Genomic DNA, 25,077 nt, shown 5'->3' with positions numbered 1-25,077 from the left:
GGCGAATTCATTTCACCATTTTGCCGCAATCGCAGCAGGCTTTACCCAATACCCGATTTAACGCCTGCGCGATGACAGTGCAGGTGCCGCACATTGCTCGCAAACCATCCCAGCTAGCCGGTGCAGCGACTGCCAGCCATCGGCCGGCCAATCGGGCTGTTTAAGGCCTTTAACTATGCCGTCGACCTTGTGCGCCGCATGCAGCAAATTAGCCAGACTCAGGTCACTGATTAACGGCAGGGCACGCTCAAAAAGTTTTTCTTTTACACCCCAAACACGGTTTTCTCGCAATGCCATGGGCATGGGCCGGCCTTGAGCGATGGCGTCTTTCACGCGTTTCATGCTGCGAATGTCTTCAGCTAAGGCCCAGTGCACCAGCACCTCTGACTCGCCTTCGGCCTGAAGGCCGTCTAGCATGCGAGCCACACGCATAGTTTGGCCGCCTAGGACTGCTTCGGCGAGTTTAAAGACGTCATAGCGCGCCACGTTAAGCACCGCGTTTTCGATCTGGTCAAAAGTGAGTACATCGCCGCCTGCGTCTGGCGGATAAAGCAGTACTAGCTTTTGGATTTCTTGGTGCGCGGCGAGCAAATTGCCCTCCACCCTATCGGCAAAAAATTGCAGCGTACGCTGACCGGCCTCACCAGCCTCGACACGCTGACCCTGTTGCTGCAAACGCTGGCTCAACCACTGCGGCAGATTACGCCTGTCAACGGGATCAAAGCGGACACAAGCGCCAGCACTTTCTAGCGCACCAAACCAAGCCCCTTTGGTGGTTGCCGCGTCGAGTTTAGGCAAAAGTATTAGCGTGAGCGTAGTGTCGTCGCCTTGAGCGCGCTGGGCGATGGTCTGCAGCGCAGCACTACCGTCTTTACCGGGCTTGCCGCTAGGAACACGGATTTCAATGATTTGTTTATCCGCAAACAAGCTCAAAGAACCGCCGCTGGCGAGCACTTCGCTCCAATCAAAATGCGCACCGGCTACGACGTGTACGGTGCGCTCGGTAAAGCCTTGGGCGCGTGCTGCAAGCCGGAGGGCATCAGCATATTCTTGTATCAAGAGCGGCTCGTCGCCGTAAAGCGTGTAGAGACTTTTAAGGCCGCGAGACAGGTGCTCCTGCAGTTGGGCCGGGACTGGATTCATGGTTTATTTCAGACTAAAAAAGGCAGGACTAGAGTTTGCTGGTTGACAGCAGCAAGCTGGTCTCGGTGTTGGCAATGCCCTCTAACAGGCGGATGCGGCTGAGCACGCGGTCAAAGGCTTCGAGGCTATCAGCCTGCAGTTCGGCGACTATATCCCAGCGTCCATTGGTGCTGTGCAAACCGCTCACCGCTGGGTCGCCGCGAAGCGCCGAGAGTACGGCATCAGTGCGGTTACCCACCACAGCCACCGACATAAAAGCCCGGATTTTATGCGCTTCGGCCTGCGGTTTAAGGCGCACGGTGTAACCAGTGATAGTGCCATCGGCTTCTAACTTGGCGAGGCGGTTTTGCACTGTGCCGCGCGAGACTTTGAGCCGCAATGCCAGCGATGCCACCGAGGTACGGGAATTCTCACGCAAGTGGGAGAGCAGTTGGCGGTCAGTGTCATCCATGCGCATATCTTAGGCCGCAAAACGCCAGCTAGTGCTGACTAATTGCGCAACTTATGCAACAAATTGCGCATCTCATTGGCTATTAATTGGCAAGCCTGAGGCAGAAAATAAAGATTCAAACCAAGCAAAAAGGGAAAATCATGGTCGACTACATTGGCGTGCAACAAATTCAAGCCATGCTAAGACGCAGCGGGCCGGCAGCATTTATCAAAGGTTTAGCGGCACAAATCGCCGCCGACTACCTGCGTTGGCCGGCGTTTGACAAAAGCGCTAGGCACGCCATTTACTCGCCCGGTGGCGTAATTGAACTCATGCCCGCCAGCGATGGCAGACTTTATTCTTTCAAATACGTCAATGGTCACCCCGGCAACACGGCACGCGGCCTGCTCACGGTCACCGCTTTTGGGGTATTAGCCGATGTGGAAACCGGCTATCCGCTGCTACTTTCAGAACTAACTTTGACCACCGCCTTGCGCACTGCCGCCATGTCGGCCCTAGCCGCTCAACGGCTGGCCCGGCCCCAGAGCCACATCATGGCGCTGATAGGCAACGGTGCGCAAAGCGAATTTCAAGCCTTGGGTTTTGTCCACATGCTAGGTATTGACGAGCTACGCCTCTACGATATTGACGCTGCGGCCAGCGCCAAACTAGCGCGCAACCTGGCACAGCTAGCGCTGCCAAATTTGCAAGTTCGTATTTGTAGCACGGCCTTAGAGGCAGTAGCAGGCGCCGACATTGTCACCACACTGACGGCCGATAAAAGCCAGTCCGTCGTGCTCACGCCTGAGATGATTGAGCCCGGCATGCACATCAACGCCGTAGGCGGCGACTGTCCCGGTAAAACCGAGCTACACCCCGACATATTGCGCCGACCCGACGCGCGCGTGTTTGTTGAATATGAACCCCAGTCGCGCATAGAAGGCGAGATTCAGCAAATGCCGGCAGACTTTGCGGTCACCGAGTTTGCCAATTTAATCAGCGGCGCCGCGCCAGGACGTACTGACAAGGGGCAAGTCACCATCTTTGACTCCGTCGGCTTTGCGCTTAACGACTACTCAGCGCTTTGCTATTTGTACCGCTTGCAGCAGGCCAGCGCTGAAAAAATAAAGCTGGATTTGATTCCAGAACTGGACGATCCCAAGGACTTGTTTAGCCTCATTAGCGCGCCAAGCAAGACCAGTCCACAGTCATTCACGCAGAGGCAAATCAGCCCAGCAATAGCAACTGAAAGTGCGAAATAATGGCTATACCGAACATGGCAGCGACTGCGCAAAAAGCCACACTGTTAATCGATTTAATCGGTGCGCCCACTGATGTCGGCGCCGGCAGCCGCGGCGCGTCTATGGGGCCGGAAGCGCTGCGCGTTGCCGGTCTGCGTGAAGCGTTACAAAAGCGTGGTCTACAGGTTAACGACCAAGGTAATTTGGCTGGCCCAACCAACCCCTGGCTAGCGGCAGTCAACGGCTATCGACATCTGGCTGAGGTCAGCGCTTGGAATCAAAGCGTACACACAGCTATGCACACCAGTCTTAGCGCCGGTCATCTGCCAATCCTGCTGGGTGGTGACCACTGTTTGGGTATTGGCTCGGTCAGTGCAGCGGCGCGCTACTGCCGGGAAAACGGCAAAAAACTGCGCGTGCTGTGGCTGGACGCACACACAGACTTCAACACCAACCAGCTCACCCCGAGTGGCAACCTGCACGGCATGCCAGTAGCGGTGCTTTGCGGCCATGGCCCAACCGAGCTCACCCGCATAGGCGGCACAACACCAGCCATAGCACCAGACGTCATGCGCTTAGTAGGCATACGCAGCGTTGATGAAGGTGAGAAGCTATTCGTGCGCCAAACCGCACTGGAAGTGTTTGATATGCGCTACATCGACGAGATGGGCATGCAAAAAACCATGGTGCGGGCGCTAGCGGGAATGGACCAAGACACCCACTTACACGTGAGTTTTGATGTAGATTTTCTCGATGCTGCCATCGCTCCCGGCGTGGCCACGGCCGTCAGAGGCGGGCCGACTTACCGCGAAGCCCAGTTGTGCATGGAAATGATTGCCGACACTGGTTGCATGCGATCGCTTGACATCATGGAACTCAACCCCGCCTTAGACCTGCGCAACGGCACGGCAGAGTTGGCCGTTGACTTAGTCGAGAGCTTGTTTGGCAAAAGCACTTTAGCCCGCAGTTAAGGAGAAAGTCAGCGTCATAAACGTTTCATATTCAGACGCTTTAATCGCTACCTGAACGAGCCAGCTTGCACCCTAAGCTATGAATGGCTCGCCCGCCAGGAGCTAACTATGAATCCTATATACCTGAGTCAAACTGCACCGGCTGCGCCGTTCTACAGCCGAGCGGCAATCCACACACCACACGCTAGCAAGCCGGCCAGCCCCGTGGCCGCCGGCAGCACACCTGAGGCAGCACAAGCACTAGAAGCACTAATGCTAATTCGGCGCTACTTTGACGGCGAGCCGTTGGACTGGCAAGAGCAAGAAACCTTGACCCAACTGCTCAGACCCCAAGCCGAGCACAGCGTGCAACTACACATGCCCAGCCCCGAACTGAAGGCGCACGCTGAGCAGCATGAGCAGCTCTGGCAGACTCGCCAAGTCAACCACCAACCCGAGTCCAAACCCAAACCCAAACCCGAACCCGAACCGATCTCCCGCTGCCAAAGTCTGGGCAACGCGCTGCGAGTGAGTTTGCCGCGCAGCTTGGCGTTTGGCTCTTTTCGTTATCTCAGCGCGCTTAGCGCACTTGGGCTTAGCAACAAACTCATGGCCGGTTTCGCATTGGGCGGTAGTGCTGCACTGCTCACAGGCGCAGCGGCGACCGGTCTGGTGGTAGTCGCAGGTTTGGCATTCGGACCGGCGGTGGGTGATTTGGTTTATCCGCATGCTGCCAACGCCTTGGAGCGAAGCAAACGCTTTGCACTGAGTTATGCACCCATGACACTGACCGGCTTGACGCTGCTGGCCGTGGCGCTGCGCAATCCGACCGCAGTGCCAAGCGCCTCACCAGCGCTGAAAATACTGGCAGCAGCAGCCGCCAGTCCGGTTGGCAATTTGATGCGCGACACGCTTTTGCAACTGAGCAGCGGCGCTATCGCCAGACCGGTGCCAGCCTGCCGCGACACCGGCCAGCCGCTCAAACTCAGTGCCCAGCAAGCCAGTGAGCTCAACACGCGCAAATATGGTTTAAATGTCGCCGGCTATATGTTGCTCGGTGCGCTGCAGTATTACTGGCTAGCAGAGTCGCTAGAGCGCCTAGGTGGGCGTAGCAACAACCAAGCGCAGTCAACCGTCAGCGACGACCAAAGCCTAGGCAGCAACATGGTGGCGCTTACTGCAGCCCTAATCACCGCAGCCGGCGAGCTGGTCTCCAACTTGTCATTGGTTTATGCCGCCACAGAAAAAGGTCATGCGATTGCTTACCAGCCTGGTCAATGGTGGGTTGAAAAACAAGTCCTAGAGAATGGCCAGCTTAAGCAAATATCGGTTTGTGCTTTGCAGGACAAGTTAAGCAATCTCAGCGATACATACAAACTCATTAGCGACAACACCGGCATGCGTAATGCTTTTAGCAGCATTGCTTTGGCCATGAATGTAGCGACCGATTACGCCTTGCCAGCAGAGCCAACGCGGGATGCGGTACGCAGTCTGCCACCGCATCCCGCCGCATCCGTACCAGCAACAATCTCAATACCCGTGGAAAGCCAGGCGCACCGGCAATGGGAATACTTGCGCGATAGCTTAAAACTCATCCCCAGCAGTGAACGTGGTTTGCGTGAGTTGCGCAGCCTGCTGGTTGAAAACGGTCAGAAAAATCAGCTCACACTGGGCGCACTGCGACGTCCATTCACGCCCTATGTCCAGCGCATGCTGGAAAACAGCGGCGTCGACATGGCGCAGTTCACTGGCCAGCTGGCCCAACACTTGGGTGCGATTCAGTTATCCGCCACCTATGGCCGTGTGGGTGCCCAATTTGAATACGAATACCGCGATTTAACGGAAAGTCACTTCCGCACGCGCAGCAGCGTCTAAAACCCGCATGCTGCCGACCAACGCGCACACCCAGTACTAAGACGTACGACTAAGGCCTGAGCGAGATCACCGCCAAACGGCGCATTAACTGCTGGACTATATCCCTCTGCATATCGCGGTAGAGCAAGGCTTCCTCGGGCTCTTTAGACAACACGGCAGACTCGTTAAAGCTGATGTCGCGTTGCTGCAAAATCTCGGTCTCTGGAATGATCTCCCGCCCGCCCGGCGTACGCAGGCGAAACTTAAAACGAATACGCAATTGAAACTCTCGCACCTGACCGGCCGCGTTTAGACCCACTACCACACGCTCGCGCTGCTCTTTGATGACATCGAGCACCACATCGGCTTTAGCGATCTGCGTCGGATCGCTAATCACCTTGACCTTGCCGCTGGACTCCAAATTACGCTTGAGCTCAACCCCGAGCGCAGAGCCTTCACCAAGGGCGCTGTAAAGCGTGGAGAAAGAAAACTCTGGTGCTTTGCGCAGCGCAAAACCGCAAGCGGACAAGCTTAATGCGCTGGCCGCAGCGCTAGTGAGTAGAAAAAAACGACGCTGCATGACATGTCCTGTGGTTGATTTATCAAGCATGGATCAGACGACGATATTGACCAAACGGCCGGGTACTACGATGACTTTTTTAGCCGGAACGGCCTGCTTTATGAAAGCTTCGCTGGCCAGCGCTGCGGCTTCAATCGCGGCCTTGTCAGCGCTAGCGCTAACGGTAATCGAGCCGCGCATCTTGCCGTTAATTTGCAGTACCAACTCTAGTTCGTCTTTGACCAGTGCACTGGCATCGACCGCTGGCCAAGCGGCATCGAGCAAAGCGCCATGCTCAGCAACATAACCAAGCTCAGACCAAAGAGAGTGAGCGATGTGCGGGGTAGCCGGATACAGGCAGCGCAGCAAAATGCCAAAGGCTTCCCGCAATGCGGGCAAGGCCGCGTTGCCAGCCTGAGACTCGAAGTCTTCCAGCGCATTGAGTAACTTCATGCAGCCAGACACGACGGTGTTGTACTGCATGCGCTGGTAGTCATAGTCCACCTGCTTGAGCAAGGTGTGAATGTCGAAGCGAAAGGCTTGAATTTTTTTATTTAATTCAGGGGCTATTTGCGGCGCATCAAGGGTCGTCAACGTGCTGAGCTTGTGACCAAAATTCCAGACCCGACGCAAAAAGCGGTAGCTGCCCTCAACACCCGCATCATTCCACTCCAGCGTAGCTTCGGGCGGCGCGGTGAACATGGTGTAAAGGCGGGCGGTGTCGGCGCCATATTTCTCAATCAAGTCCTGCGGATCAACGCCGTTGTTTTTGGATTTACTCATAGTGCCAACACCTTCGTAGGTGATGGCAGTGCCAGCGGGCAAGTCGCCTTTGGCTTCTTTGAGTTTTGCGCCTATGACTTTACCCGCAGCGTCATGGCTGTCTTCTACCTCGTGCGGCCAGAAGTACTCGACGCCGCCCTTCTCACCTTTGCGGGTGTAAATGTGATTGAGCACCATGCCTTGGGTCAGCAGCTTGGTAAAGGGCTCGTCGATTTTGACCAGTCCCATATCGCGCATTACCTTGGTCCAAAAACGCGCATACAGCAGGTGCAAGATAGCGTGTTCAATGCCGCCTATGTACTGGTCCATTGGCATCCAGTAGTCAGCGCCGCCGGCGACCATAGCCTGGGTATTTTTTGGGTCGCAATAACGCATGAAATACCAGGACGAGTCGACAAAGGTATCCATGGTGTCGGTCTCGCGCCGACCCGGCTTGCCACAGATTGGGCACAGGGCACCGGCGTGAAAACCTTCGTGCTTATTGAGCGGATTGCCAGAACCATCGGGCACACAATCTAACGGCAGTATGACTGGCAAATCTTTTTCGGGCACGGGTACCGCACCATGCTCGGTGCAGTGAATGATGGGAATCGGTGTGCCCCAGTAGCGCTGACGGCTAACGCCCCAGTCGCGCAGTCGCCAGGTGGTTTTTTTCTCGCCCATGCCTATGCCGGCGAGGTCTTGTGCCACCGCGTCTATGGCGGTCAAGCAAGCCATTCCGTTGTACTTGCCAGAATTGATCGACACAGCCTGCTGTTTGTCGCCATACCAGTCGGACCAAACGTCAAGATCAAAGGTTTTATCCTTGACGGTGCAAACTTGTTTGATGCTGAGATTGTATTTTTTGGCGAATTCAAAATCACGCTCATCATGTGCGGGCACGCCCATCACAGCACCGTCACCGTAGCTCATGAGCACGTAGTTACCAACCCAAACTTCAATCAACGCGCCGGTCAGCGGATGACTCACAAATAGGCCCGTGGCTTGGCCCTTTTTTTCCTGCGTGGCTAGCTCGGCCTCGGTCGTGCCGCCACCTTTGCACTCTTCAATAAAAGCGGCAAGCTCAGGATTACTGGCTGCGGCGTGAACGGCTAACGCATGCTCGGGTGCGACGGCACAAAAGCTCACGCCCATGATGGTGTCAGCCCGGGTGGTAAAAACATACAAGCGGCCGTCATCAATCAATTCGCCTTTGGCGTTGGCGATGCTGTGGTTGAACGCAAAGCGCACGCCTTCGCTTTTGCCAATCCAGTTTTCTTGCATTAGCTTGACGCGTTCAGGCCAGCCCGGCAAACCGTTTTGTACCTGACCCAGTAATTCTTCAGCGTAATCGGTGATCTTTAGGTAGTAGCCCGGAATCTCACGCTTTTCAACCACCGCACCAGTGCGCCAGCCTTTGCCGTCTATCACTTGTTCATTAGCCAGCACGGTCATGTCCACTGGGTCCCAATTCACGACTTGGGTCTTGCGATAAGCAATGCCTTTTTCCAGCATTTTTAAAAATAGCCACTGATTCCACTTGTAGTAGTCGGGCGAGCAGGTGGTGACTTCACGGCTCCAGTCGATAGCAAGGCCCAAGGCTTGCATCTGCTTTTTCATGTATGCGATGTTGTCAAAAGTCCACTGCGCTGGCGGTACACCGTTTTTCATGGCGGCATTTTCTGCTGGCAAACCAAAAGCGTCCCAGCCCATGGGCATGAGGACGTTAAAGCCTTTCATCCGCAGTTGCCGCGCCAGCATGTCGTTAATCGTGTAGTTGCGCACATGGCCCATGTGCAGCTTGCCGCTAGGGTAAGGCAGCATGGAGCAGGCGTAGTATTTTTGGCGGCTCTGGTCTTCTGACACGCGGTAGACGTCGGCGGCTGTCCATTCGGTTTGGGCATCGCGCTCGATGTCTAGGTGCTGGTATTTGTCTTGCATGAGGATAGGAGCCAATGGAAAAGGAAAAAGAGAAAGCCAACCGGCGGCCGCAGGCGCCATTTAACTAAAGATGATTTTAGGCGCAGCCAGAACAAAATCTGACCAGCGTCTCTATGGCCGCGTTTTAGGGTTTACCGGGCGCAGCGTTTGGAGCCGGCAAGGGCTCGTCAGCCACAAAGCCGATTCGGTTAAGACCGGCTTTTTGCGCCACACCCATGACCGTAACAATCTGGCCATAAGGCACTGCCGCGTCGGCGCGCAGCTGCACTTCGGTATCCGGATCTTGGGCCGCAGTTTGGCTTAAGCTGATGCCGAGCTGGGTTAGCGTTAGCGGCTTGTCGTTAAGAAAAGCTTGGCCGTTGCGGTCCACCACTAGCGAGAGCGATGCGGCGGGACCGATTGGCTCAGCCGCATCGGTCTTGGGCAGATTGAGTTTGATAGAGCTCGCCAGCAAGGGTGCCGTGATGATGAGAATTACCACCAGCACCAGCAGCACGTCAACCAAGGGCGTGACATTGATCTCGCTCATGGGCTGCGCACCTTGGCTGCGTCCGAGTCGACCAAAGCTCATGACAAGTCTGGCGGAGGGTTGGCGGGTGTCAGTAGTTCGCGCAAATCATGCGCAAAGCCTTCCAGTTCCGCCTCTATTCGCGCGACGATACGACCAAATATGTTGTAAGCAAGAACTGCAGGAATGGCTACAGCAAGACCTGCGGCAGTCATGATTAAGGCTTCGCCGACAGGGCCTGAAATTTGGTCCAGACTGACTTGGCCAGCCGAAGCAATGCCGATCAGCGCATGGTAAATACCCCAAACAGTTCCTAGTAGCCCAACAAACGGGGCGGTGGAACCCACCGTCGCTAGCACCACTTGGCCAAACTGCAACTTGTGTAAAACAGCATGCAAGGCATTGCGTAAAACGCGGGTGAGTTGGGCCGACTTCTCGCCAGCACCGGCCAATGTGCTGCCGCCGGTCATCGCGCTCGCTTCGAGCAGAGGAAGCACTAAAGATTCGCGGTCAAAAGCAGTGATGGTCTGGCTTGCCTCTGCAATAGAGCTGGACTGCCAGAAAGCCGCCGTGCAGCGCGCCACATCTTTGCCAGCGCGGGACAGCAACCAAGACTTCCAGAGTATGAGCACCCAACTCGCAACCGACATCATCAGCAGCAACAGCGCAACCAGCTGACTGATTGTTCCACCTTGCGTCATGAGGGCCAGCATATCCATGCTCAAGCCTGATTGAGTCCGAGCACGTCAAACATGTCAAACAAACCACTCTTGCGGCCGTGCAGAAAGCGCGCCGCGCGCAAACTGCCTTGAGCGTAAGTAGCGCGGCTGGAAGACTTGTGGCTAATTTCTATACGCTCGCCAATGCCGGCAAACAGCACGGTATGGTCACCGACTATGTCGCCGCCGCGTATGGTGGCAAAGCCAATGCTGGACGGATCGCGCTCGCCGGTCACGCCTTCACGGGCATAGACTGCACAGTCCTTGAGGTCGCGGCCCAAAGCATCAGCGATAACTTCACCCATCTTCAGCGCCGTGCCGGACGGCGCATCGACCTTGTGACGATGGTGAGCTTCAATGATTTCTATGTCGTAGCCGGTAGACAGCGCTTTGGCGGCCATCTCTAACAATTTAAGCGTGACATTCACGCCAACGCTCATATTCGGCGCCATGACTATGGCGATGTCTTGTGCCGCGGCAGCAATTTCGGCTTTTTGAGCGGGGGAAAAACCAGTCGTACCAATCACCAAGTTGACACCTAATTGACGGCAAACCGCTAAGTGCGCGAGTGTGCCTTCAGGCCGGGTGAAATCAATTAACACCTGTGCATTGGCTAAACCGCGTGCTATCTCCGAGTGAATCGGGACACCGCTGACGTGACCCGCAAAAGCGGCTGCATCGCTGCCAATAGCTGGGCTAGAGGCTTGGTCGAGCGCGCCACTGAGCGTGCAGTCTCCGCTCTGGCGAATGGCCTCTATCAACATCTGGCCCATGCGGCCGCTGGCGCCGGTTACAGCAATACGTGACGCATCGCTCATTGTGCGGGACGCTCAAGTGGCGGATAAGTCGCGGCTTGCGCGCCGGCTGGAGCCGCTAAGGGAGCGGCTTGCACCGCGGGCTTAGCGCCACGCTGCGCCTCTGCCGCTTTGAGTTGCTCTGGCGTGGCTTGCAAGGCCGGCACCTTACCTAGCTTGCGCTGGTTGTCTAGACGGGTGATGAATTCACTCTCGCTAGGCATGTCATCACCGCTGAATGATTCAAGGCGATCGCCTTTAAAAAACACGCTATAGCGGTATGACTGGGACTGCACACCTTGGCGCTTAAAGGTAAACACATAGTCCCAGCGGTCGGCGTGAAAAATGCTAGTGATCAGCGGCGTGCCCAGCACTTCCTTGACCTGCGGCCGGGTCATGCCAGCTTTTAATAGTGCAACTTGCTCACTTGAGACGAAATTGCCTTGGATAACATCGATTTTATAAGGCGTGATCCAGTTAACTGGGTTGATAGCACTACTACCAGTGCTGGTGCCGGCGCAAGCCGAGAGCAGCAGACCGGCAAAGAGGGCGAGCGCTGAGCTTTGCGCTGAACGTATGCTGAAACTGTTTTTTGCGGGCATTGGGTGGGGTGTAGCGATATGATTGATCATTGTAGCGGCAGGGGGAACAGCCCCAAGGGTAAAGCGGCGAGGCTAACCCGCGTCAGCGCCGCGGACATTTAATTCCACGCTCACCCCTGTGCATTAGCGCTGCCTTTTTCTGGAGAAATAATACTATGAGCAATATTAACGAGCTAAAAAATACCGGCTTAAAAGCAACGCTACCGCGCCTGAAAATTCTTGAGATTTTTCAGGCTGGCAAACAACGCCATATGACGGCCGAAGATGTGTTTAAGGTGCTGTTGCTAAACAGCTCAGACATCGGCTTGGCCACTGTCTACCGGGTGCTGACGCAGTTTGAACAAGCCGGTTTACTCAATCGCAGCAACTTCGAATCCGGCAAAGCGATTTATGAGCTCAATGAAGGCCAGCATCACGACCACTTAGTCTGCCTAGACTGCGGCAAGGTGGAAGAGTTTTTTGATGCGGAAATCGAAAAACGCCAATCAGCAGTCGCCAAAGACAAAGGCTTTAGCATCGCCGACCACTCTCTGTCGATTTACGCCAACTGCACCAAAGTCGAGTGCCCCAGCCGAAACACCACACGCCAAGCGCACGGATAGGCTTTGCTTAGCCTTGCTCCATCGCTTTGCGGTGCCGCTCGACAAATTCTTGATAAATATTGATGCCGCGCAGCTGCAAAATAGCACTGCGCACGGCGGCCTCGACCAGCACCGCAATGTTGCGTCCGGCCTCAACTTGTATGACGACCTTGCGCACCGGAATACCCAACACGTCTTGGGTCAGCGGCTCGTAGGGAATGCGCTCATAGTCGCGCTCCATAGTCTCACTGCGCACCAAGTGGACAATCATCTTCAGGCGCATCTTGCGGCGCACCGCGGTCTCGCCAAAGATAGCTTTGATATCTAACAAGCCTATGCCGCGCACTTCTAGCAAATTTTGCAACAAGTCAGGGCAGCGGCCTTCTATAGTGGTTTGGTTGATGCGGTAGAGATCGACAGCATCGTCGGCGACCATGCCATGGCCGCGTGAGATCAATTCAAGTCCGAGCTCGCTTTTGCCGAGACCTGACTCACCAGTAATCATCACGCCCATGCCCAAAATATCCATGAACACGCCATGCATAGAGGTGCGGTCAGCAAAATGCTTGGACAGATAGGCACGCAAAACGTCGATCACAAAAGCGGCTGACTCTGGCGTTGCAAACATCGGTAACTGAGCGCGCTCACACATGGACAGCAAGGTGTCTGGCGCGACCTGACCGTCGCCGACCACCAGCACCGGAGGTTCTAGCGTGATAATGCGGGAAATACGGCGCTTACAGTCTTCTTCACTAGCACCGTTGGTGAGATAAGCAACTTCGCGCTCGCCCAAGATTTGTACCCGGTAGGGATGAATGTAATTGAGGTATCCCACCAAATCCGCACCAGAGCGGGCGGCGCGTACCGCAACTTCGTCAAACCGGCGCTCTGAAGCACCAAGTCCGGCGACCCATTCCCACTTCAAAGCCGCCCGGTGATCTTCAAACAGGACGTCGGCGCTGATTGCGGTTGGTTTCACGACTGAACGCCTAACCGCCAGCCAGTTGAGCTGAGCGCCAAGAGGCAATCATCTGATGCAGCTGGACCGCGTCATTGCATGACTTGAGCTGCTCACGCAAGGCACTGTCGCTGAGCAACTCAGCAATTTCAGAAAGGATTTCAAGGTGTTTTTGGGTCGCAGCTTCAGGGACCAACAAAAAGATAAGCAAGGCCACAGCCTGCTCATCTGGCGCATCGAAACCAATCGGCGCATGCAATTGAAACACGGCCGCCATGGGCGCTTTGAGGCCCTTGATACGACCATGCGGAATTGCAACGCCATGGCCTAAACCAGTAGAGCCTAAACGCTCGCGCGCAAAGAGACTGTCGGTAATCAAGGCACGATTGAGGCCGTGTTGATTTTCAAACAGCAAGCCAGCTTCTTCAAAAGCGCGCTTTTTGCTGGTCGCTTCTACGCTGACCAGAACCTGAGTGGGGGGCAAAATTTGGGAAAGACGATTCATAGCTTAGTAATCGCCGAATTATGCACTTGACCGAGACCCTTAACAAAAAAATGACATAAAAAAAACTGCCGGATTTATCGGCAGCTAATAAGAATACTTATTAATTTCAAAAAAGATAGCAAGCTATGCATAGTCTGCAACACTTTTAAATGCATCAATCGTTCAACGCGTCCTGACGTTTGGCTGTGGTGTGGTGGTGGTCTTGAGTCTTAGTCTTGTGACGAACAACCTGTCGGTCGAGCTTATCGGTCAACTCGTCGACTGCTGCGTACAAATCTGCGTGTGAACTCTCTGCAAACAAATCAGCGCCCTTGACATGCACGTTGCACTCAGCCCGCTGACGTTTTTCCTTTTCCTTCATGTTGTCCACCGTCAAAAGCACTTTGACATCCACTACTTGATCAAAATGTCGGGTAATTCGATCGAGCTTGCTTGTCACGTAGCTACGCAGCGCTGGCGTGACTTCAAGATGATGACCACTAATCGTCAAATTCATAGAGAAACTCCTCATCCACTTATGGAACCAGGTTGAAAAAACCACTTACCGAAAATCGGAAAGAGGCGGTAGGGACAACAGGCTTGGATTAACTATGCGCTCTAAATCTACTCGGCGCAATCAGACATTTGAAAAAAAAAGCAAGGCCCCGACTCGAATAATTCACTTTGATTACTTAATTGCCTCAAAACCGTTGCGCGAATGAACACACTAGGGTTTCCGATAGGTGCTCTGTCACGCAATAGCCACATTTGAAGCCTTGAAAAACGCATGAATTCACGCGCATACTGACATTAAAACTCGTTTGTTTACACAAAATATATGGCTGGAGCAGGACAACATGCCACGTGCAATACCTATCTCCACATCCGTAACGGACAACAAAGACCACACCTATGCGCTGGTACTGATGGGCGGCGGTGCACGTACCGCTTATCAGGCAGGCGTGCTGCGCGCACTAGGTAGCATGCTGTCTCTGGCTGGCGGCCTCTGGCCAGACCAGCAAACCTTTCCTTTCAAAATTCTGGTCGGCACTTCAGCCGGCGCACTTAATGCGGCCTATCTGGCCAGCCATGCCATCAAGGGTCTCAACGCTTTTGGCCTGCTGGCCAATTTCTGGGCTGAACTGCGCTCAGATCAGGTCTACCACCTTGACGTGCCGCGATGGATACGCTCTAGCCGCATCGCCGCCGCGTTATTTTTATCCCAACATGTACGCAGGCAGCAAGCTTTTCTGAACAATACGCCTTTAGTCGATACCCTGCACCGCGCTATTTCCTTGCCCGATATCGAGCAAGCTTTGCATGACAAAACCTTGCATGCATTGGCCGTGGCCGCATCGAGCTACACCAGCGGCGTGCACTGGACTTTTTGCCAAACCGCATTAGGTAAGCCGCTCACCAATTGGAGCAGACCGGGTCGGCGCACAGAGTTTCAGCACATCACGATTGAGCACTTAATGGCATCCAGCGCGCTGCCGTTTATCTTTCCGTCAACACCACTTTGGGTCGATGAACACCGCGAGTATTTCGGCGATGGCTCCATGCGCCAAAGCTCGCCGCTCTCGCCGGCCATTCATCTGGGTGCATCCCGAGTACTGGTGATAGGTGTAGGTCAGCCCGAACGCGCCGGTCTGGCTGGTGCAGCTGACAACAGCGGCAACCGACCAACGCTAGGCGCGATCGCCGGCCACGCCATGGCCAGCGTATTTCAGGACACCCTACAAGCCGATGTAGAGCAAGCTCAACGAATGAGTAAAACGCTCAATCAATTACCGCGCGAGATAGCCGCCATGTTGCCCTACAAACCGGTTGAGGTGATGTCGATTTCACCCTCCCGATCGCTGGACGCGATGGCGCAGCAGCATGTTGGCGAGTTACACCCGGCTACTTATAACGCGCTGTCCGGCCTTGGTGCACTAGGCAGCAAAGCCAGCCCGGGTGGCGCTGCATTGGCCAGCTACTTGCTTTTTGAACCCGGCTTTGTCAAGGACTTAATAGCATTGGGCGAGCGTGACGCCTATGCGCGCAAAAGCGAATTACTAACGTTTTTTGGCTTTGGCAGCGACGCGGCAGCCAACGGCGCTATGCACTTCTGAGTCCGGGCGGCAAGACTCACCAAGTCTAATTGCGACATAACGCAATGCCATAATCATTGGCAGACATTCCCCTTTTGCCGTGCAGCCTTGACTGCTCGGTAACCTGAACCCAAGCGACTAAAAGCATGCTCAATATTTTCACGCTCGCCAACGGCAGGCTTTTCCAAGAAGAAATCGAATCTCTAGAGGAACTCTCCAAATTCCAACCTATTTGGGTTGATCTCGAATCGCCCACACCGGAAGAAAAACGTTGGATAAAACAGTACTACGGACTGTCGATTCCGGAAGACGCCATGGACGAGGACATCGAGGAATCCGCGCGTTTTTATGAAGAAGATAACGGCGAGCTACATATTCGTTCTGACTTTTTAATCGCCGACGCGGACGAGCCGCGTACGGTACGCGTGGCTTTTATCCTCAACTTAGTCAACGACGACCTCAAAAGCAAAGGTGTGCTGTTTTCCATACACGACGAAGACGTACCGGTATTTCGGCTGCTGAGGATGCGTGCCCGCCGCGCACCCGGCCTGATCGAGGATGCCAAGGAGGTGCTGCTCAAGTTATTCGACGCAGACGCGGAATACTCTGCGGACACGCTAGAAGGGGTTTACGTCAAGCTCGAAAAAGTCAGCGCCCAAGTGCTCTCGGGCGACCTGAGTGATGCGCTGGCCAGCGAGGTGCTGGGCTCGATTGCACGCCACGAAGATTTGAATGGCCGCATACGTCGCAACATGATGGATACGCGGCGAGCGGTGAGTTTTATGATGCGCAGCAAAATGCTTAACGCCGAACAATTCGAAGAAGCTAGGCAAATTCTGCGCGACATTGATTCACTAGACTCACACACCGCATTTTTATTCGACAAGATAAATTTCTTGATGGATGCCACGGTTGGTTTTATTAATATCAACCAAAACAAGATCATCAAAATTTTCTCGGTTGCCAGCGTCGCGTTATTACCGCCAACCTTGATCGCCAGCGTTTACGGCATGAACTTTAAGTTTTTCCCAGAGTTGGAATGGACTTTCGGCTACCCCTACGCCATCAGCTTGATGCTGGCCAGCGCATTGGTGCCTATGTATTATTTCCGTCGCAGGGGATGGCTTAAATAGCGGCAACATAAAGCCTCATGATTGCGGCATTGCCTTGGAATTGAGCAATAGTTTTTCAATCACAGTGCGCGCATAAACACTGGCCACCTGACTCACAAAATACGAAAAATCCAGATGTGCGGCATCATCAGCACGGTCTGAAATAGTCCGCACCGATGCAAACGGCAACTGGTAATCGTGGCAAACCTGGGCAATCGCAGCGCCCTCCATTTCGACGGCCAGCACGGCGTGACCTGCGGCCTGCAATCGGTCACGCAAATCCTGCGCCTCTTGCCGACCCGAGACAAAACGGTCACCGCTGGCGACTAGCCCTCGGTGTACGCGCGCACTCGGAAAAGCCCAAGTAGACAAGCTAGCATTGAGCTGGACCAATGCTGACTGCGCTGCCGCGAATAGCTCAGCAGTTAGCGCCCCGTCAGCTGCAAAGCAAGTCTTGCCATGCAAGGGCACTAGGTAACGGGGAAAGAGTGGGGAGACGTCCATGTCGTGCTGCATAAAGTCATGGGCGACCACCACATCACCGACTTGCACGCCCTCACCCAATCCGCCAGCTACGCCGGTAAAAACAATCCGCGAGACGCCAAAATGCGCAATCAACACAGTTGCAGTAGTAGCCGCAGCAACCTTGCCTATGCCTGAGAGCGCCAACAACACTGGCTGACCATGCAGATGGCCTTGCCAGAATTCGCGGCCCGCATACAAGGTTTTGATTGGCTGGTGCAACAGCGCGATCAGGCCTTGCTGCTCTTCGGGCAGTGCACTGAGAATGGCAGTGGTACTCACCACGTTCTTATTTCTTATCTCGCAGTTCACGCCGGAGAATTTTCCCTACTGGTGTCTTGGGTAAATCGTTGCGGAACTCAATCACTCGGGGTTGTTTGTAGCCGGTCAAATTGGCCTTGCAATACTCACGCACTATTGCCTCGGTCAGCTCAGGATTCTTTTTAACGATCACTAATTTGACGGCCTCACCAGTCTTTTCATCGGCCACACCGACGCAGGCGCACTCCATTACGCCGGCGAGTTTACCCACTACATCTTCGATTTCATTGGGATAGACATTAAAGCCGCTGACCAAAATCATGTCTTTTTTGCGGTCAACGATTCTGAAGAAACCATTCACATCCTGCACACCGATATCGCCAGACTTGAAGTAACCGTCGGCCGTCATGACCTTTGCAGTCTCATCTGGACGCTGCCAATAACCCGCCATGACTTGCGGGCCCTTGATGGCAATCTCGCCAGCCTCGCCTTGGGCCACCTCGCGGCCTTCGTCATCAACCAGTTTCATCCAAGTGCTGGGTAAAGGCACACCTATCGTGCCGGTAAAAGTTTTGCTATTGGTCGGGTTGCAACTGGCCGATGGCGAAGTCTCAGACAGACCATAACCCTCGCAAATGGCGCAGCCCGTCTTATCCAACCAAAGCTTGGCCACAGCGCTTTGCACCGCCATGCCGCCGCCCAGAGAAACCTTCAAATGTGACCAATCAACGCTGTTGAAATCCGCATGATTGGCCAAGCCATTAAACAAGGTATTGACCGCCGGAAAGGTGTGCACTTGGTGCTTAGACAGCTCCTTGAGTACTGCGCTTAAGTCACGCGGATTAGGAATGAGTATGTTCTTACCGCCAGAGCGCATGCCTAACATCATGTTTACCGTGAACGCAAAAATATGATAAAGCGGCAAGGCGCAGACATAGACCGGCTGCACACCGCCCGCCAAGCTACTCATAGCGGGCTGATTCCACGCTTCTGACTGAAGCACATTGGCAATCACATTGCTGTGCAGCAGCACCGCACCCTTGGACACGCCGGTCGTGCCGCCGGTGTACTGCAGCACAGCGACATCGTCGGCGCGGATGGCCGGACGCCGCAAGGCCGAACGCGAGCCACGCGCTACTGCATCCTTAAAGCGCACCGCCCCAGGCAAACGAAAAGCCGGCACCAGCTTTTTGACTTTACGCACCATGTAGTTAACTAGGGCGCCTTTCAGCAGGCCAAGCTGGTCACCCATGGAACACAAAACAATGTGTTTGACTGGGGTGTTGCCAATGCACTGCTCTAGCGTACGGGCAAAATTTTCAATGATGACTATGACTTTAGCGCCTGAGTCTTTGAGTTGATGTTCCAGCTCACGCGGCGTATACAGCGGGTTGACATTGACGACTACATAGCCAGCACGCAAGATGGCTGCCACGGCAATGGGGTATTGCGGCACATTGGGCAGCATGATGGCGACACGCTCGCCCTTGGCCAGCCCTAGACCCTGTAGGTAAGCGCCAAAGGCTGTCGAGAGTTGGTCGACTTGACCGAAATGTATGTCTTTGCCCAGAAAGCTGTAGGCAACACTGTCCCGGTGTTGGGAAAAGCTCTCCTCCATCAATCCGACTAGCGAAGAGTACTGCGTGACGTCTATGTCAGCAGGTACGCCTTCAGGGTATGCATTAAGCCAAGAGCGCTCTGCGGTAGTTTGAATCATTATTGTCTCCTCCGTAAGTGAGACAGAGTCTAATCAATTCTTATCACCGTACGCCAAAATAGCCTTGAGGCTGCTGCACAGGCAGCCTCAAACCTTCTACTCGATTGCTTTACCCATGTCCTCGATGACTTTTTTCGCATCACCAAAGACCATCATGGTCTTGTCCATGTAGAACAATTCATTGTCTAGACCGGCGTAACCAGCTGCCATGGAACGCTTGTTAACAATCACAGTCTTGGCCTTGAAGGCCTCAAGAATCGGCATACCGTAAATGGCACTGCCTTTGACATGCGCGGCTGGGTTAACCACGTCGTTAGCGCCCAGAATAATTGCCACGTCGGCCTGACCGAATTCTGGGTTGATGTCTTCCATCTCAAAGACTTGGTCATAAGGCACTTCAGCCTCGGCCAAGAGCACGTTCATATGGCCAGGCATACGACCAGCCACCGGGTGGATGGCGTACTTAACGGTAATGCCGCGGTCTGTGAGTTTTTGTGCCAACTCTTTAACCGAATGCTGAGCCCGCGCCACAGCCAGACCATAGCCCGGCACAATAATGACGGTTTCCGCATTGCTCAAAATGAAGGCGGCGTCGTCTGCAGAACCCGACTTGACGTTGCGCTTGGCCACATCACCAGCCGCTGGTGCTTGCCCCGCTTCGCCGCCAAAGCCACCCAGAATCACGTTAAAGAAAGACCGGTTCATGGCCTTGCACATGATGTAGGACAAGATAGCGCCGGAAGAGCCTACCAACGAGCCCGCAATGATGAGCATGGCGTTGTTAAGCGAGAAACCAATGCCAGCTGCAGCCCAACCAGAATAGCTATTCAGCATGGACACAACGACGGGCATATCAGCGCCGCCAATCGGGATAATGATGAGCACGCCCATCACAAAGGCCAGCGCCAACATCGCAAAAAATGCAGTCCAGCTACCGGTCAACATGAAAGTCAAACCCAGACCCAACAGCAATAAGCCAAGAACCAAATTGATCTTGTGCTGGCCAGGGAAAGTCACCGGCGCACCTTGGAACAATCTGAATTTGTACTTGCCGCTGAGCTTGCCAAAGGCAATCACAGAACCGCTAAAGGTGACAGCACCAATAGCTGCGCCCAGAAACAGTTCCAGCCGGTTACCAGCGGGAATCTCTAGACCCTTTGCAACAATTCCGAACGCATAGGGCTCAGCTACCGCAGCTACTGCGATAAAGACCGCTGCCAGACCAATCATGCTGTGCATGAAAGCCACCAACTCGGGCATCTTGGTCATCTCGACGCGTTTGGCCATGATGGTGCCAGCGCCGCCGCCCACAACCAACGCACCGAGCACGTACACCATACCAAAAGCCTTGCCGCCTGCGGTCTCGACGATGAGGGCCGCGGTGGTGAGGATGGCAATTAACATGCCGGTCATGCCGAATAAATTACCCCGCAGCGAGGTGGTGGGGTGCGACAAACCTTTGAGGGCTTGGATGAAAAAGACCGAAGCTACCAAGTACAGCAGCGTGACGATATTCATGCTCATTTGGACGCTCCCTTGCCAGCATCAGCTGCAGGCGCTTTCTTTTCCTTTTTACGGAACATCTCCAGCATTCGGCGCGTGACCAAAAAGCCGCCGAAGACGTTGACCGCAGCCAACACCACAGCCAATATGCCCATAGTGCGGCCCAAGGTGGTTTCGGTCAGCGCAGCGGCCAGCATGGCGCCCACGATCACGATGGCGGAAATGGCATTGGTAACAGCCATCAAAGGCGTGTGCAAGGCCGGCGTGACCGTCCACACCACGTGGTAGCCAACGTATATGGCCAACACGAAGATGATGAGGTTGGTAATGGTGTGTGTGACTTCCATGACTTTCTTTCTTTTATTGGGGAGTGCTTAGCAGGCAGGACAGGCGCTTTAAGCGCGAGTGACTTTACCGGCTTGCGTCATCAGACAAGCCGCAACGATGTCGTCTTCCATGTCGATCTTGAGCTCACCTTCCTTGGTGATGATGAGCTTGAGGAAGTCAAACAGATTGCGGGCATACAGCGCGCTGGCATCCGCCGCCACTAGGGCTGCCACATTGGTGTGGCCAATCAACGTCACGCCATGCTTGACCACGACTTTGCCAGGTTCGGTCAGCGGGCAGTTGCCGCCTTGAGGTGCGGCTAGGTCAACAATCACGCTGCCCGGTTTCATGGACTTGACCATCTCTTCGCTTACCAACTCAGGCGCTGGGCGACCGGGGATCAAAGCGGTGGTGATCACCACATCAGCCTGCGCCACGCGCTTGGCGACTTCGATTTTCTGGCGTGCCAGCCAGCTCGCTGGCATGGGCTTGGCGTAGCCGCCCACGCCGACGGCGGCTTCGCGCTCTTCGTCGGTCTCGTAGGCCACTTCTATAAATTTCCCGCCTAGCGACTCCACTTGTTCTTTCACGCTAGGGCGCACATCACTGGCTTCAATCACAGCGCCTAAACGCTTGGCGGTAGCAATGGCTTGCAAACCAGCAACGCCAACGCCCAGAACCACAACCCGGGCGGCTTTAACTGTGCCGGCTGCCGTCATCAACATGGGGAAAAAGCGCTTATAGCTCTCAGAAGCCATGATCACGGCCTTGTAGCCGGCGATATTGGCTTGCGAGGACAGCACGTCCATGCTTTGCGCGCGGCTGGTACGCGGCGCGGCTTCTAAAGAAAAGGAAGTCAATTGTGCAGCTGCAAGACGCTTAAGGCCATCGGCGTCAAAGGGATTGAGCATGCCAACAATTACGCTACCAGCGCGGGCTAAGCCAATTTCGCTCTCGAGCGGGCAGCGCACTTTAAGCACGATGTCGGCAGCATAGGCGCCAGCCGCATCAGTCACTTCTGCACCAATCGCCACATAAGCTGCATCGGTAACGCTGGCAGCCACACCGGCACCGACTTGGACCCGTATGGTATGCCCCAAAGCGATGAGTTTTTTGGCGGTTTCAGGCGTGATGGCAACACGTGTTTCACCATCATTAATTTCGGCAGGTACCCCAATCAGCATGGGTCTCTCCTCTGTGCGGTTGTTTTTAAAAAGGTGTCCGCACCAACTGCAAAGCAGCCGCGCGAACTTATAGGTTCGAGCAGCTTAACTGAGATTTGATGTGACCAAACCAACTGACTGAAGTTTCCCCACAGTCTATTGGCTTGTTACTGCCTCATAAAAGGCTAAGTCGAACCGTTTACTTAGCAGTCGGCATGACAAATTCAGCACCCTTACCAATGCTTTCAGGCCAACGCTGCATGATGGACTTTTGCTTGGTGTAGAAACGCACGCCCTCTTCGCCATAGGCATGCATGTCGCCAAACAGACTTTTCTTCCAACCGCCAAAACCGTGCCAAGCCATAGGTACAGGTATAGGCACGTTGATGCCAACCATGCCAACTTGTATGCGGCGGCTAAATTCACGAGCAACATGGCCATCGCGGGTGTAGCAGCTCACGCCGTTACCAAACTCATGGGCATTGATCAGGTCTACCGCTTCGGCGAAGTCTTTCACGCGCACGCAGCCTAGCACTGGGCCAAAAATTTCTTCTTTGTAAATGCGCATATCAGGAGTGACATGGTCAAACAGCGTGCCACCCATCCAGTAACCGTTTTCACAGCCGCTGCCAGCGTTAGCACCGGTGAAGGTACGGCCGTCCACCAGCAGTTCAGCACCTTCTTCAACACCTAAATCGATATAGCCAGTGATGCGCTTGTGAGCGATAGAAGTAACGATAGGACCCATCTCAGCGTCGAGGTTTTCGCCGTCTTTAATGACCAAAGTCTTGGCGCGCGCGGCCAGCATGGGGATTAACTTTTCCGCCACATCGCCTACCAATACTGCGACCGAAATCGCCATGCAACGCTCGCCAGCCGAGCCGTAGCCAGCGCCAATTAACGCATCCACAGCTTGCTCTAAGTCAGCATCGGGCATAACCACCATGTGATTTTTAGCACCACCCAAAGCTTGTACGCGCTTGCCGTGATGGGCACCGGTTTCGTAGATGTAGTTGGCAATTGGCGTGGAGCCGACAAAAGAAATCGCCATCACATCCGGGTGGACCAAAAGTGCATCAACGGCTTCTTTATCGCCCTGCACTACGCTGAAAACACCATCTGGCAAGCCAGCTTGCTTGAGCAACTCAGCCATAAAAATACTGGCACTTGGATCTATCGGGCTGGGCTTGAGTACAAAGCAATTACCAGCGGCAATTGCCACCGGAAACATCCACATTGGCACCATCACAGGGAAATTGAACGGCGTAATGCCGGTGACCACACCCAAGGGCTGGCGCAGTGTCCAGTTGTCTATGCCGGTGGAGACTTGATCGGTGAAGTCACCTTTAAGCAGTTGTGGGATACCACAGGCGAACTCAACGATATCTATACCGCGGGAGACCTCGCCTTGCGCGTCGGTAAATACCTTGCCGTGCTCAGCGGTAATCATGTGCGCTAACTTGTCTTTATTCGCGTTGAGCAGCTCAAGATATTTAAACATCACACGAGCGCGGCGCAGCGGTGGCAGATTGCTCCAAGCAGGGAAAGCAGCTTTGGCTGAGGCCACGGCGACACCAACATCTGCTGCATTAGCCAGCGCGACATGACCGGTGACTGCGCCGGTGGCGGGGTTGTAGACCGGCTGGCTACGGCCAGTCTGAGGAACGGAGACTTGGCCGTTCAAATAGTGGCCGATGCTGATCGCTGCTTGTGTCATGAGTATCCCTAAAGAGTGATTGTTTTGCTATTGAACCAGTCTAGGTGCGGCGTAAGAGTTTGATAACCCCATCATTACTGATTACATTGTTCATATTCCTGAACGATTTAATCGAAATTAAATGTCAACTGACCACATTTCTCCACTGCTTAGCGACTTGCACCTGCTTACCGTGTTGGCCAGCACTCGAAGCTTTACTCAGGCGGCCTTACGGCTAGGCGTGTCCAAGGCCTCGGCCAGCATGCGCATCAGCGAGCTAGAGCGCTCAGCCGGTGTGATGCTGGTGCGGCGTACTACGCGCTCAGTCGGCCTGACCGAAGCCGGCCAGCAAATGGTCAACGATATGCAGCCGGCGTTTGACCGCATCCAGCAAAGCTACACAGCCGCACGTGACTTGGTCGGCACGCCGCGCGGCCTGATCCGCGTGACTGCGCCGGTGGCATTAGGTCGACAGCATTTGGCGCGCATCATCGCCAACTTTTTGCGTCAGTTTCCAGAGATACAAATAGAGCTGGAGTTAACCGACCGCTTTGTGAATTTAGCCAAAGAAGGTTTTGATCTAGCCATACGTCACACCAACACACCGCCTGAAACCCATGTGGCGTGGGAGTTGTGCCAAACCCGCTCCATATTGCTGGCCAGCGCGGATTACCTGTTACGGCGCGGCACGCCCAGCCATCCCTCGGAGCTGAGTAACCACGACTGCCTGCTTTACCTAGGCAGCCACGCCGGCAACTGGACGTTCATACATAAAGGTAAGCGCAAGACCCCAGAGCGCATAGGCGTGAACATCAAAGGCATGCTCAAAGCCAATAACAGCGAAGTGCTGCGCGACGCCATGCTGGCCGGACTCGGTATTGGCCTGCTGCCAGATTTCAGCTTGCCTCTTACCGGCACAGAGTCGTCGCCTGCATTAATACAAGTGCTGCCAGACTGGCAGGTACAAGGCTTTTTTGGTGAACGAATTTATGCGTTACGCCCGTGGTCGCCTCAGGTTCCTAAGTCGGTAGAAGTGTTTGTCACCCATCTGCGTCAAAGCTTTGCGCAAGACTTCGCCAATGCGGACGCCAGATAAGTCCCCAATGAGACACAAAGACCTCATTTATCACCGCTAATTGCTGATGCGAATTACCTTA

At 54.5% G+C, this 25,077-nt stretch carries 24 protein-coding genes; 7 read left to right on the top strand and 17 right to left on the bottom strand.

The features are described 5' to 3' along the window. Positions 1–57: 57 nt before the first annotated feature. Positions 58–1,143 carry a DNA polymerase III subunit delta gene (holA, locus tag HC248_RS01250; RefSeq protein ID WP_168920909.1) on the bottom strand — a complete coding sequence of 362 codons (1,086 nt, stop codon included), beginning with the start codon at positions 1,141–1,143 and terminating at the stop codon, positions 58–60. A 28-nt stretch (positions 1,144–1,171) separates the two neighbouring features. Further along, a complete protein-coding gene (locus tag HC248_RS01245; protein WP_168920908.1) occupies positions 1,172–1,594 on the bottom strand; it encodes an Lrp/AsnC family transcriptional regulator in 423 nt (140 codons plus the stop codon). A gap of 140 nt (positions 1,595–1,734) precedes the next feature. On the opposite strand from HC248_RS01245, the gene HC248_RS01240 reads away from it, so the two are divergent. The 3 genes from HC248_RS01240 to HC248_RS01230 all read left to right on the top strand — a co-directional run bounded on the left by HC248_RS01240 (position 1,735) and on the right by HC248_RS01230 (position 5,639). Further along, the gene (locus tag HC248_RS01240; protein WP_168920907.1) at positions 1,735–2,835 is read left to right on the top strand and encodes an ornithine cyclodeaminase; all 1,101 of its coding nucleotides are present in this window, start codon (positions 1,735–1,737) and stop codon (positions 2,833–2,835) included. After that, on the top strand, positions 2,835–3,785 hold the full coding sequence (gene rocF / locus HC248_RS01235; RefSeq protein ID WP_238342686.1) for an arginase: 951 nt from the start codon (positions 2,835–2,837) through the stop codon (positions 3,783–3,785). The genes HC248_RS01240 and rocF overlap by 1 nt, the downstream gene beginning before the upstream one ends. 108 nt (positions 3,786–3,893) lie before the next feature. Further along, the gene (locus HC248_RS01230; RefSeq protein WP_168920906.1) at positions 3,894–5,639 is read left to right on the top strand and encodes a hypothetical protein; all 1,746 of its coding nucleotides are present in this window, start codon (positions 3,894–3,896) and stop codon (positions 5,637–5,639) included. A 49-nt stretch (positions 5,640–5,688) separates the two neighbouring features. Here the strand turns inward: HC248_RS01230 and HC248_RS01225 are convergent, their stop codons facing one another. The 6 genes from HC248_RS01225 to HC248_RS01200 all read right to left on the bottom strand — a co-directional run bounded on the left by HC248_RS01225 (position 5,689) and on the right by HC248_RS01200 (position 11,503). Continuing rightward, positions 5,689–6,198 carry an LPS-assembly lipoprotein LptE gene (locus tag HC248_RS01225; RefSeq protein WP_168920905.1) on the bottom strand — a complete coding sequence of 170 codons (510 nt, stop codon included), beginning with the start codon at positions 6,196–6,198 and terminating at the stop codon, positions 5,689–5,691. Between the two features lie 33 nt (positions 6,199–6,231). Beyond that, positions 6,232–8,880, bottom strand: a complete 2,649-nt coding sequence (gene leuS / locus HC248_RS01220; RefSeq protein ID WP_168920904.1) for a leucine--tRNA ligase — start codon at positions 8,878–8,880, stop codon at positions 6,232–6,234. A gap of 124 nt (positions 8,881–9,004) precedes the next feature. Beyond that, positions 9,005–9,451 (bottom strand): ExbD/TolR family protein, encoded by a 447-nt coding sequence (locus HC248_RS01215; protein ID WP_168920903.1) that lies wholly within the window; start codon positions 9,449–9,451, stop codon positions 9,005–9,007. Further along, the gene (locus tag HC248_RS01210; protein WP_168920902.1) at positions 9,448–10,107 is read right to left on the bottom strand and encodes a MotA/TolQ/ExbB proton channel family protein; all 660 of its coding nucleotides are present in this window, start codon (positions 10,105–10,107) and stop codon (positions 9,448–9,450) included. The genes HC248_RS01215 and HC248_RS01210 overlap by 4 nt, the downstream gene beginning before the upstream one ends. A gap of 2 nt (positions 10,108–10,109) precedes the next feature. Continuing rightward, positions 10,110–10,925, bottom strand: a complete 816-nt coding sequence (gene dapB, locus HC248_RS01205; RefSeq protein WP_168920901.1) for a 4-hydroxy-tetrahydrodipicolinate reductase — start codon at positions 10,923–10,925, stop codon at positions 10,110–10,112. After that, on the bottom strand, positions 10,922–11,503 hold the full coding sequence (locus tag HC248_RS01200; RefSeq protein WP_238342685.1) for an outer membrane protein assembly factor BamE: 582 nt from the start codon (positions 11,501–11,503) through the stop codon (positions 10,922–10,924). The genes dapB and HC248_RS01200 overlap by 4 nt, the downstream gene beginning before the upstream one ends. Positions 11,504–11,658: 155 nt before the next feature. Here HC248_RS01200 and fur point away from each other — a divergent pair, with 155 nt between their 5' ends. After that, positions 11,659–12,105: a ferric iron uptake transcriptional regulator gene (gene fur / locus HC248_RS01195; protein ID WP_168920899.1), complete on the top strand. Its 447-nt coding sequence runs from the start codon at positions 11,659–11,661 to the stop codon at positions 12,103–12,105. A 7-nt stretch (positions 12,106–12,112) separates the two neighbouring features. Here the strand turns inward: fur and hprK are convergent, their stop codons facing one another. The 3 genes from hprK to hpf form a co-directional block, all read right to left on the bottom strand. After that, positions 12,113–13,063, bottom strand: a complete 951-nt coding sequence (gene hprK, locus HC248_RS01190) for an HPr(Ser) kinase/phosphatase (protein WP_168920898.1) — start codon at positions 13,061–13,063, stop codon at positions 12,113–12,115. A 10-nt stretch (positions 13,064–13,073) separates the two neighbouring features. Next, the gene (locus HC248_RS01185) at positions 13,074–13,547 is read right to left on the bottom strand and encodes a PTS sugar transporter subunit IIA (protein ID WP_168920897.1); all 474 of its coding nucleotides are present in this window, start codon (positions 13,545–13,547) and stop codon (positions 13,074–13,076) included. A 154-nt stretch (positions 13,548–13,701) separates the two neighbouring features. Next, complete coding sequence (gene hpf / locus HC248_RS01180) at positions 13,702–14,043, bottom strand: ribosome hibernation-promoting factor, HPF/YfiA family (protein WP_168920896.1); 342 nt, start codon at positions 14,041–14,043, stop codon at positions 13,702–13,704. Between the two features lie 340 nt (positions 14,044–14,383). Between hpf and HC248_RS01175 the strand changes: the two genes are divergently transcribed. Both HC248_RS01175 and corA read left to right on the top strand, forming a co-directional pair. Then, on the top strand, positions 14,384–15,640 hold the full coding sequence (locus HC248_RS01175) for a patatin-like phospholipase family protein (RefSeq protein WP_168920895.1): 1,257 nt from the start codon (positions 14,384–14,386) through the stop codon (positions 15,638–15,640). 125 nt (positions 15,641–15,765) lie between these two features. Beyond that, positions 15,766–16,752 (top strand): magnesium/cobalt transporter CorA, encoded by a 987-nt coding sequence (corA, locus tag HC248_RS01170; RefSeq protein WP_168920894.1) that lies wholly within the window; start codon positions 15,766–15,768, stop codon positions 16,750–16,752. Between the two features lie 15 nt (positions 16,753–16,767). On the opposite strand, the gene HC248_RS01165 is transcribed toward corA, so the two are convergent. From HC248_RS01165 to HC248_RS01140, 6 genes are all read right to left on the bottom strand, one after another. Further along, the gene (locus HC248_RS01165; protein WP_168920893.1) at positions 16,768–17,535 is read right to left on the bottom strand and encodes a 5'-methylthioadenosine/adenosylhomocysteine nucleosidase; all 768 of its coding nucleotides are present in this window, start codon (positions 17,533–17,535) and stop codon (positions 16,768–16,770) included. 7 nt (positions 17,536–17,542) lie between these two features. Then, positions 17,543–19,231 (bottom strand): long-chain-fatty-acid--CoA ligase, encoded by a 1,689-nt coding sequence (locus HC248_RS01160; RefSeq protein WP_168920892.1) that lies wholly within the window; start codon positions 19,229–19,231, stop codon positions 17,543–17,545. Positions 19,232–19,327: 96 nt separating this feature from the next. Then, positions 19,328–20,755 (bottom strand): NAD(P)(+) transhydrogenase (Re/Si-specific) subunit beta, encoded by a 1,428-nt coding sequence (locus HC248_RS01155; RefSeq protein ID WP_168920891.1) that lies wholly within the window; start codon positions 20,753–20,755, stop codon positions 19,328–19,330. Next, on the bottom strand, positions 20,752–21,081 hold the full coding sequence (locus HC248_RS01150) for an NAD(P) transhydrogenase subunit alpha part 2 (protein WP_168920890.1): 330 nt from the start codon (positions 21,079–21,081) through the stop codon (positions 20,752–20,754). Before HC248_RS01150 ends, HC248_RS01155 begins: the two co-directional genes overlap by 4 nt. Before the next feature lie 48 nt (positions 21,082–21,129). Further along, the gene (locus HC248_RS01145; protein WP_168920889.1) at positions 21,130–22,245 is read right to left on the bottom strand and encodes a Re/Si-specific NAD(P)(+) transhydrogenase subunit alpha; all 1,116 of its coding nucleotides are present in this window, start codon (positions 22,243–22,245) and stop codon (positions 21,130–21,132) included. A gap of 178 nt (positions 22,246–22,423) precedes the next feature. Beyond that, positions 22,424–23,941: a CoA-acylating methylmalonate-semialdehyde dehydrogenase gene (locus HC248_RS01140; protein ID WP_168920888.1), complete on the bottom strand. Its 1,518-nt coding sequence runs from the start codon at positions 23,939–23,941 to the stop codon at positions 22,424–22,426. A 121-nt stretch (positions 23,942–24,062) separates the two neighbouring features. Here HC248_RS01140 and HC248_RS01135 point away from each other — a divergent pair, with 121 nt between their 5' ends. Further along, positions 24,063–25,016, top strand: coding sequence for a LysR family transcriptional regulator (locus HC248_RS01135; RefSeq protein WP_168920887.1), 954 nt, complete (start codon positions 24,063–24,065; stop codon positions 25,014–25,016). Positions 25,017–25,077 lie beyond the last annotated feature (61 nt).

The organism is Polaromonas vacuolata (genome assembly GCF_012584515.1).
Classification (GTDB): Bacteria; Pseudomonadota; Gammaproteobacteria; order Burkholderiales; family Burkholderiaceae_C; genus Polaromonas; species Polaromonas vacuolata.
Note: the sequence above shows the minus strand (reverse complement) of the source record. Positions and strands in the feature narration are given on the sequence as shown.

Excerpts from the sequence above, each read along its gene's own strand:
- holA (WP_168920909.1), bottom strand. The coding sequence starts at position 1,143 with ATGAATCCAGTCCCGGCCCAACTGCAGGAGCACCTGTCTCGCGGCCTT.
- HC248_RS01245 (WP_168920908.1), bottom strand. The coding sequence starts at position 1,594 with ATGGATGACACTGACCGCCAACTGCTCTCCCACTTGCGTGAGAATTCC.
- HC248_RS01240 (WP_168920907.1), top strand. The coding sequence starts at position 1,735 with ATGGTCGACTACATTGGCGTGCAACAAATTCAAGCCATGCTAAGACGC.
- rocF (WP_238342686.1), top strand. The coding sequence starts at position 2,835 with ATGGCTATACCGAACATGGCAGCGACTGCGCAAAAAGCCACACTGTTA.
- HC248_RS01230 (WP_168920906.1), top strand. The coding sequence starts at position 3,894 with ATGAATCCTATATACCTGAGTCAAACTGCACCGGCTGCGCCGTTCTAC.
- HC248_RS01225 (WP_168920905.1), bottom strand. The coding sequence starts at position 6,198 with ATGCAGCGTCGTTTTTTTCTACTCACTAGCGCTGCGGCCAGCGCATTA.
- leuS (WP_168920904.1), bottom strand. The coding sequence starts at position 8,880 with ATGCAAGACAAATACCAGCACCTAGACATCGAGCGCGATGCCCAAACC.
- HC248_RS01215 (WP_168920903.1), bottom strand. The coding sequence starts at position 9,451 with ATGAGCTTTGGTCGACTCGGACGCAGCCAAGGTGCGCAGCCCATGAGC.
- HC248_RS01210 (WP_168920902.1), bottom strand. The coding sequence starts at position 10,107 with ATGGATATGCTGGCCCTCATGACGCAAGGTGGAACAATCAGTCAGCTG.
- dapB (WP_168920901.1), bottom strand. The coding sequence starts at position 10,925 with ATGAGCGATGCGTCACGTATTGCTGTAACCGGCGCCAGCGGCCGCATG.
- HC248_RS01200 (WP_238342685.1), bottom strand. The coding sequence starts at position 11,503 with ATGCCCGCAAAAAACAGTTTCAGCATACGTTCAGCGCAAAGCTCAGCG.
- fur (WP_168920899.1), top strand. The coding sequence starts at position 11,659 with ATGAGCAATATTAACGAGCTAAAAAATACCGGCTTAAAAGCAACGCTA.
- HC248_RS01185 (WP_168920897.1), bottom strand. The coding sequence starts at position 13,547 with ATGAATCGTCTTTCCCAAATTTTGCCCCCCACTCAGGTTCTGGTCAGC.
- hpf (WP_168920896.1), bottom strand. The coding sequence starts at position 14,043 with ATGAATTTGACGATTAGTGGTCATCATCTTGAAGTCACGCCAGCGCTG.
- HC248_RS01175 (WP_168920895.1), top strand. The coding sequence starts at position 14,384 with ATGCCACGTGCAATACCTATCTCCACATCCGTAACGGACAACAAAGAC.
- corA (WP_168920894.1), top strand. The coding sequence starts at position 15,766 with ATGCTCAATATTTTCACGCTCGCCAACGGCAGGCTTTTCCAAGAAGAA.
- HC248_RS01160 (WP_168920892.1), bottom strand. The coding sequence starts at position 19,231 with ATGATTCAAACTACCGCAGAGCGCTCTTGGCTTAATGCATACCCTGAA.
- HC248_RS01155 (WP_168920891.1), bottom strand. The coding sequence starts at position 20,755 with ATGAGCATGAATATCGTCACGCTGCTGTACTTGGTAGCTTCGGTCTTT.
- HC248_RS01150 (WP_168920890.1), bottom strand. The coding sequence starts at position 21,081 with ATGGAAGTCACACACACCATTACCAACCTCATCATCTTCGTGTTGGCC.
- HC248_RS01145 (WP_168920889.1), bottom strand. The coding sequence starts at position 22,245 with ATGCTGATTGGGGTACCTGCCGAAATTAATGATGGTGAAACACGTGTT.
- HC248_RS01140 (WP_168920888.1), bottom strand. The coding sequence starts at position 23,941 with ATGACACAAGCAGCGATCAGCATCGGCCACTATTTGAACGGCCAAGTC.
- HC248_RS01135 (WP_168920887.1), top strand. The coding sequence starts at position 24,063 with ATGTCAACTGACCACATTTCTCCACTGCTTAGCGACTTGCACCTGCTT.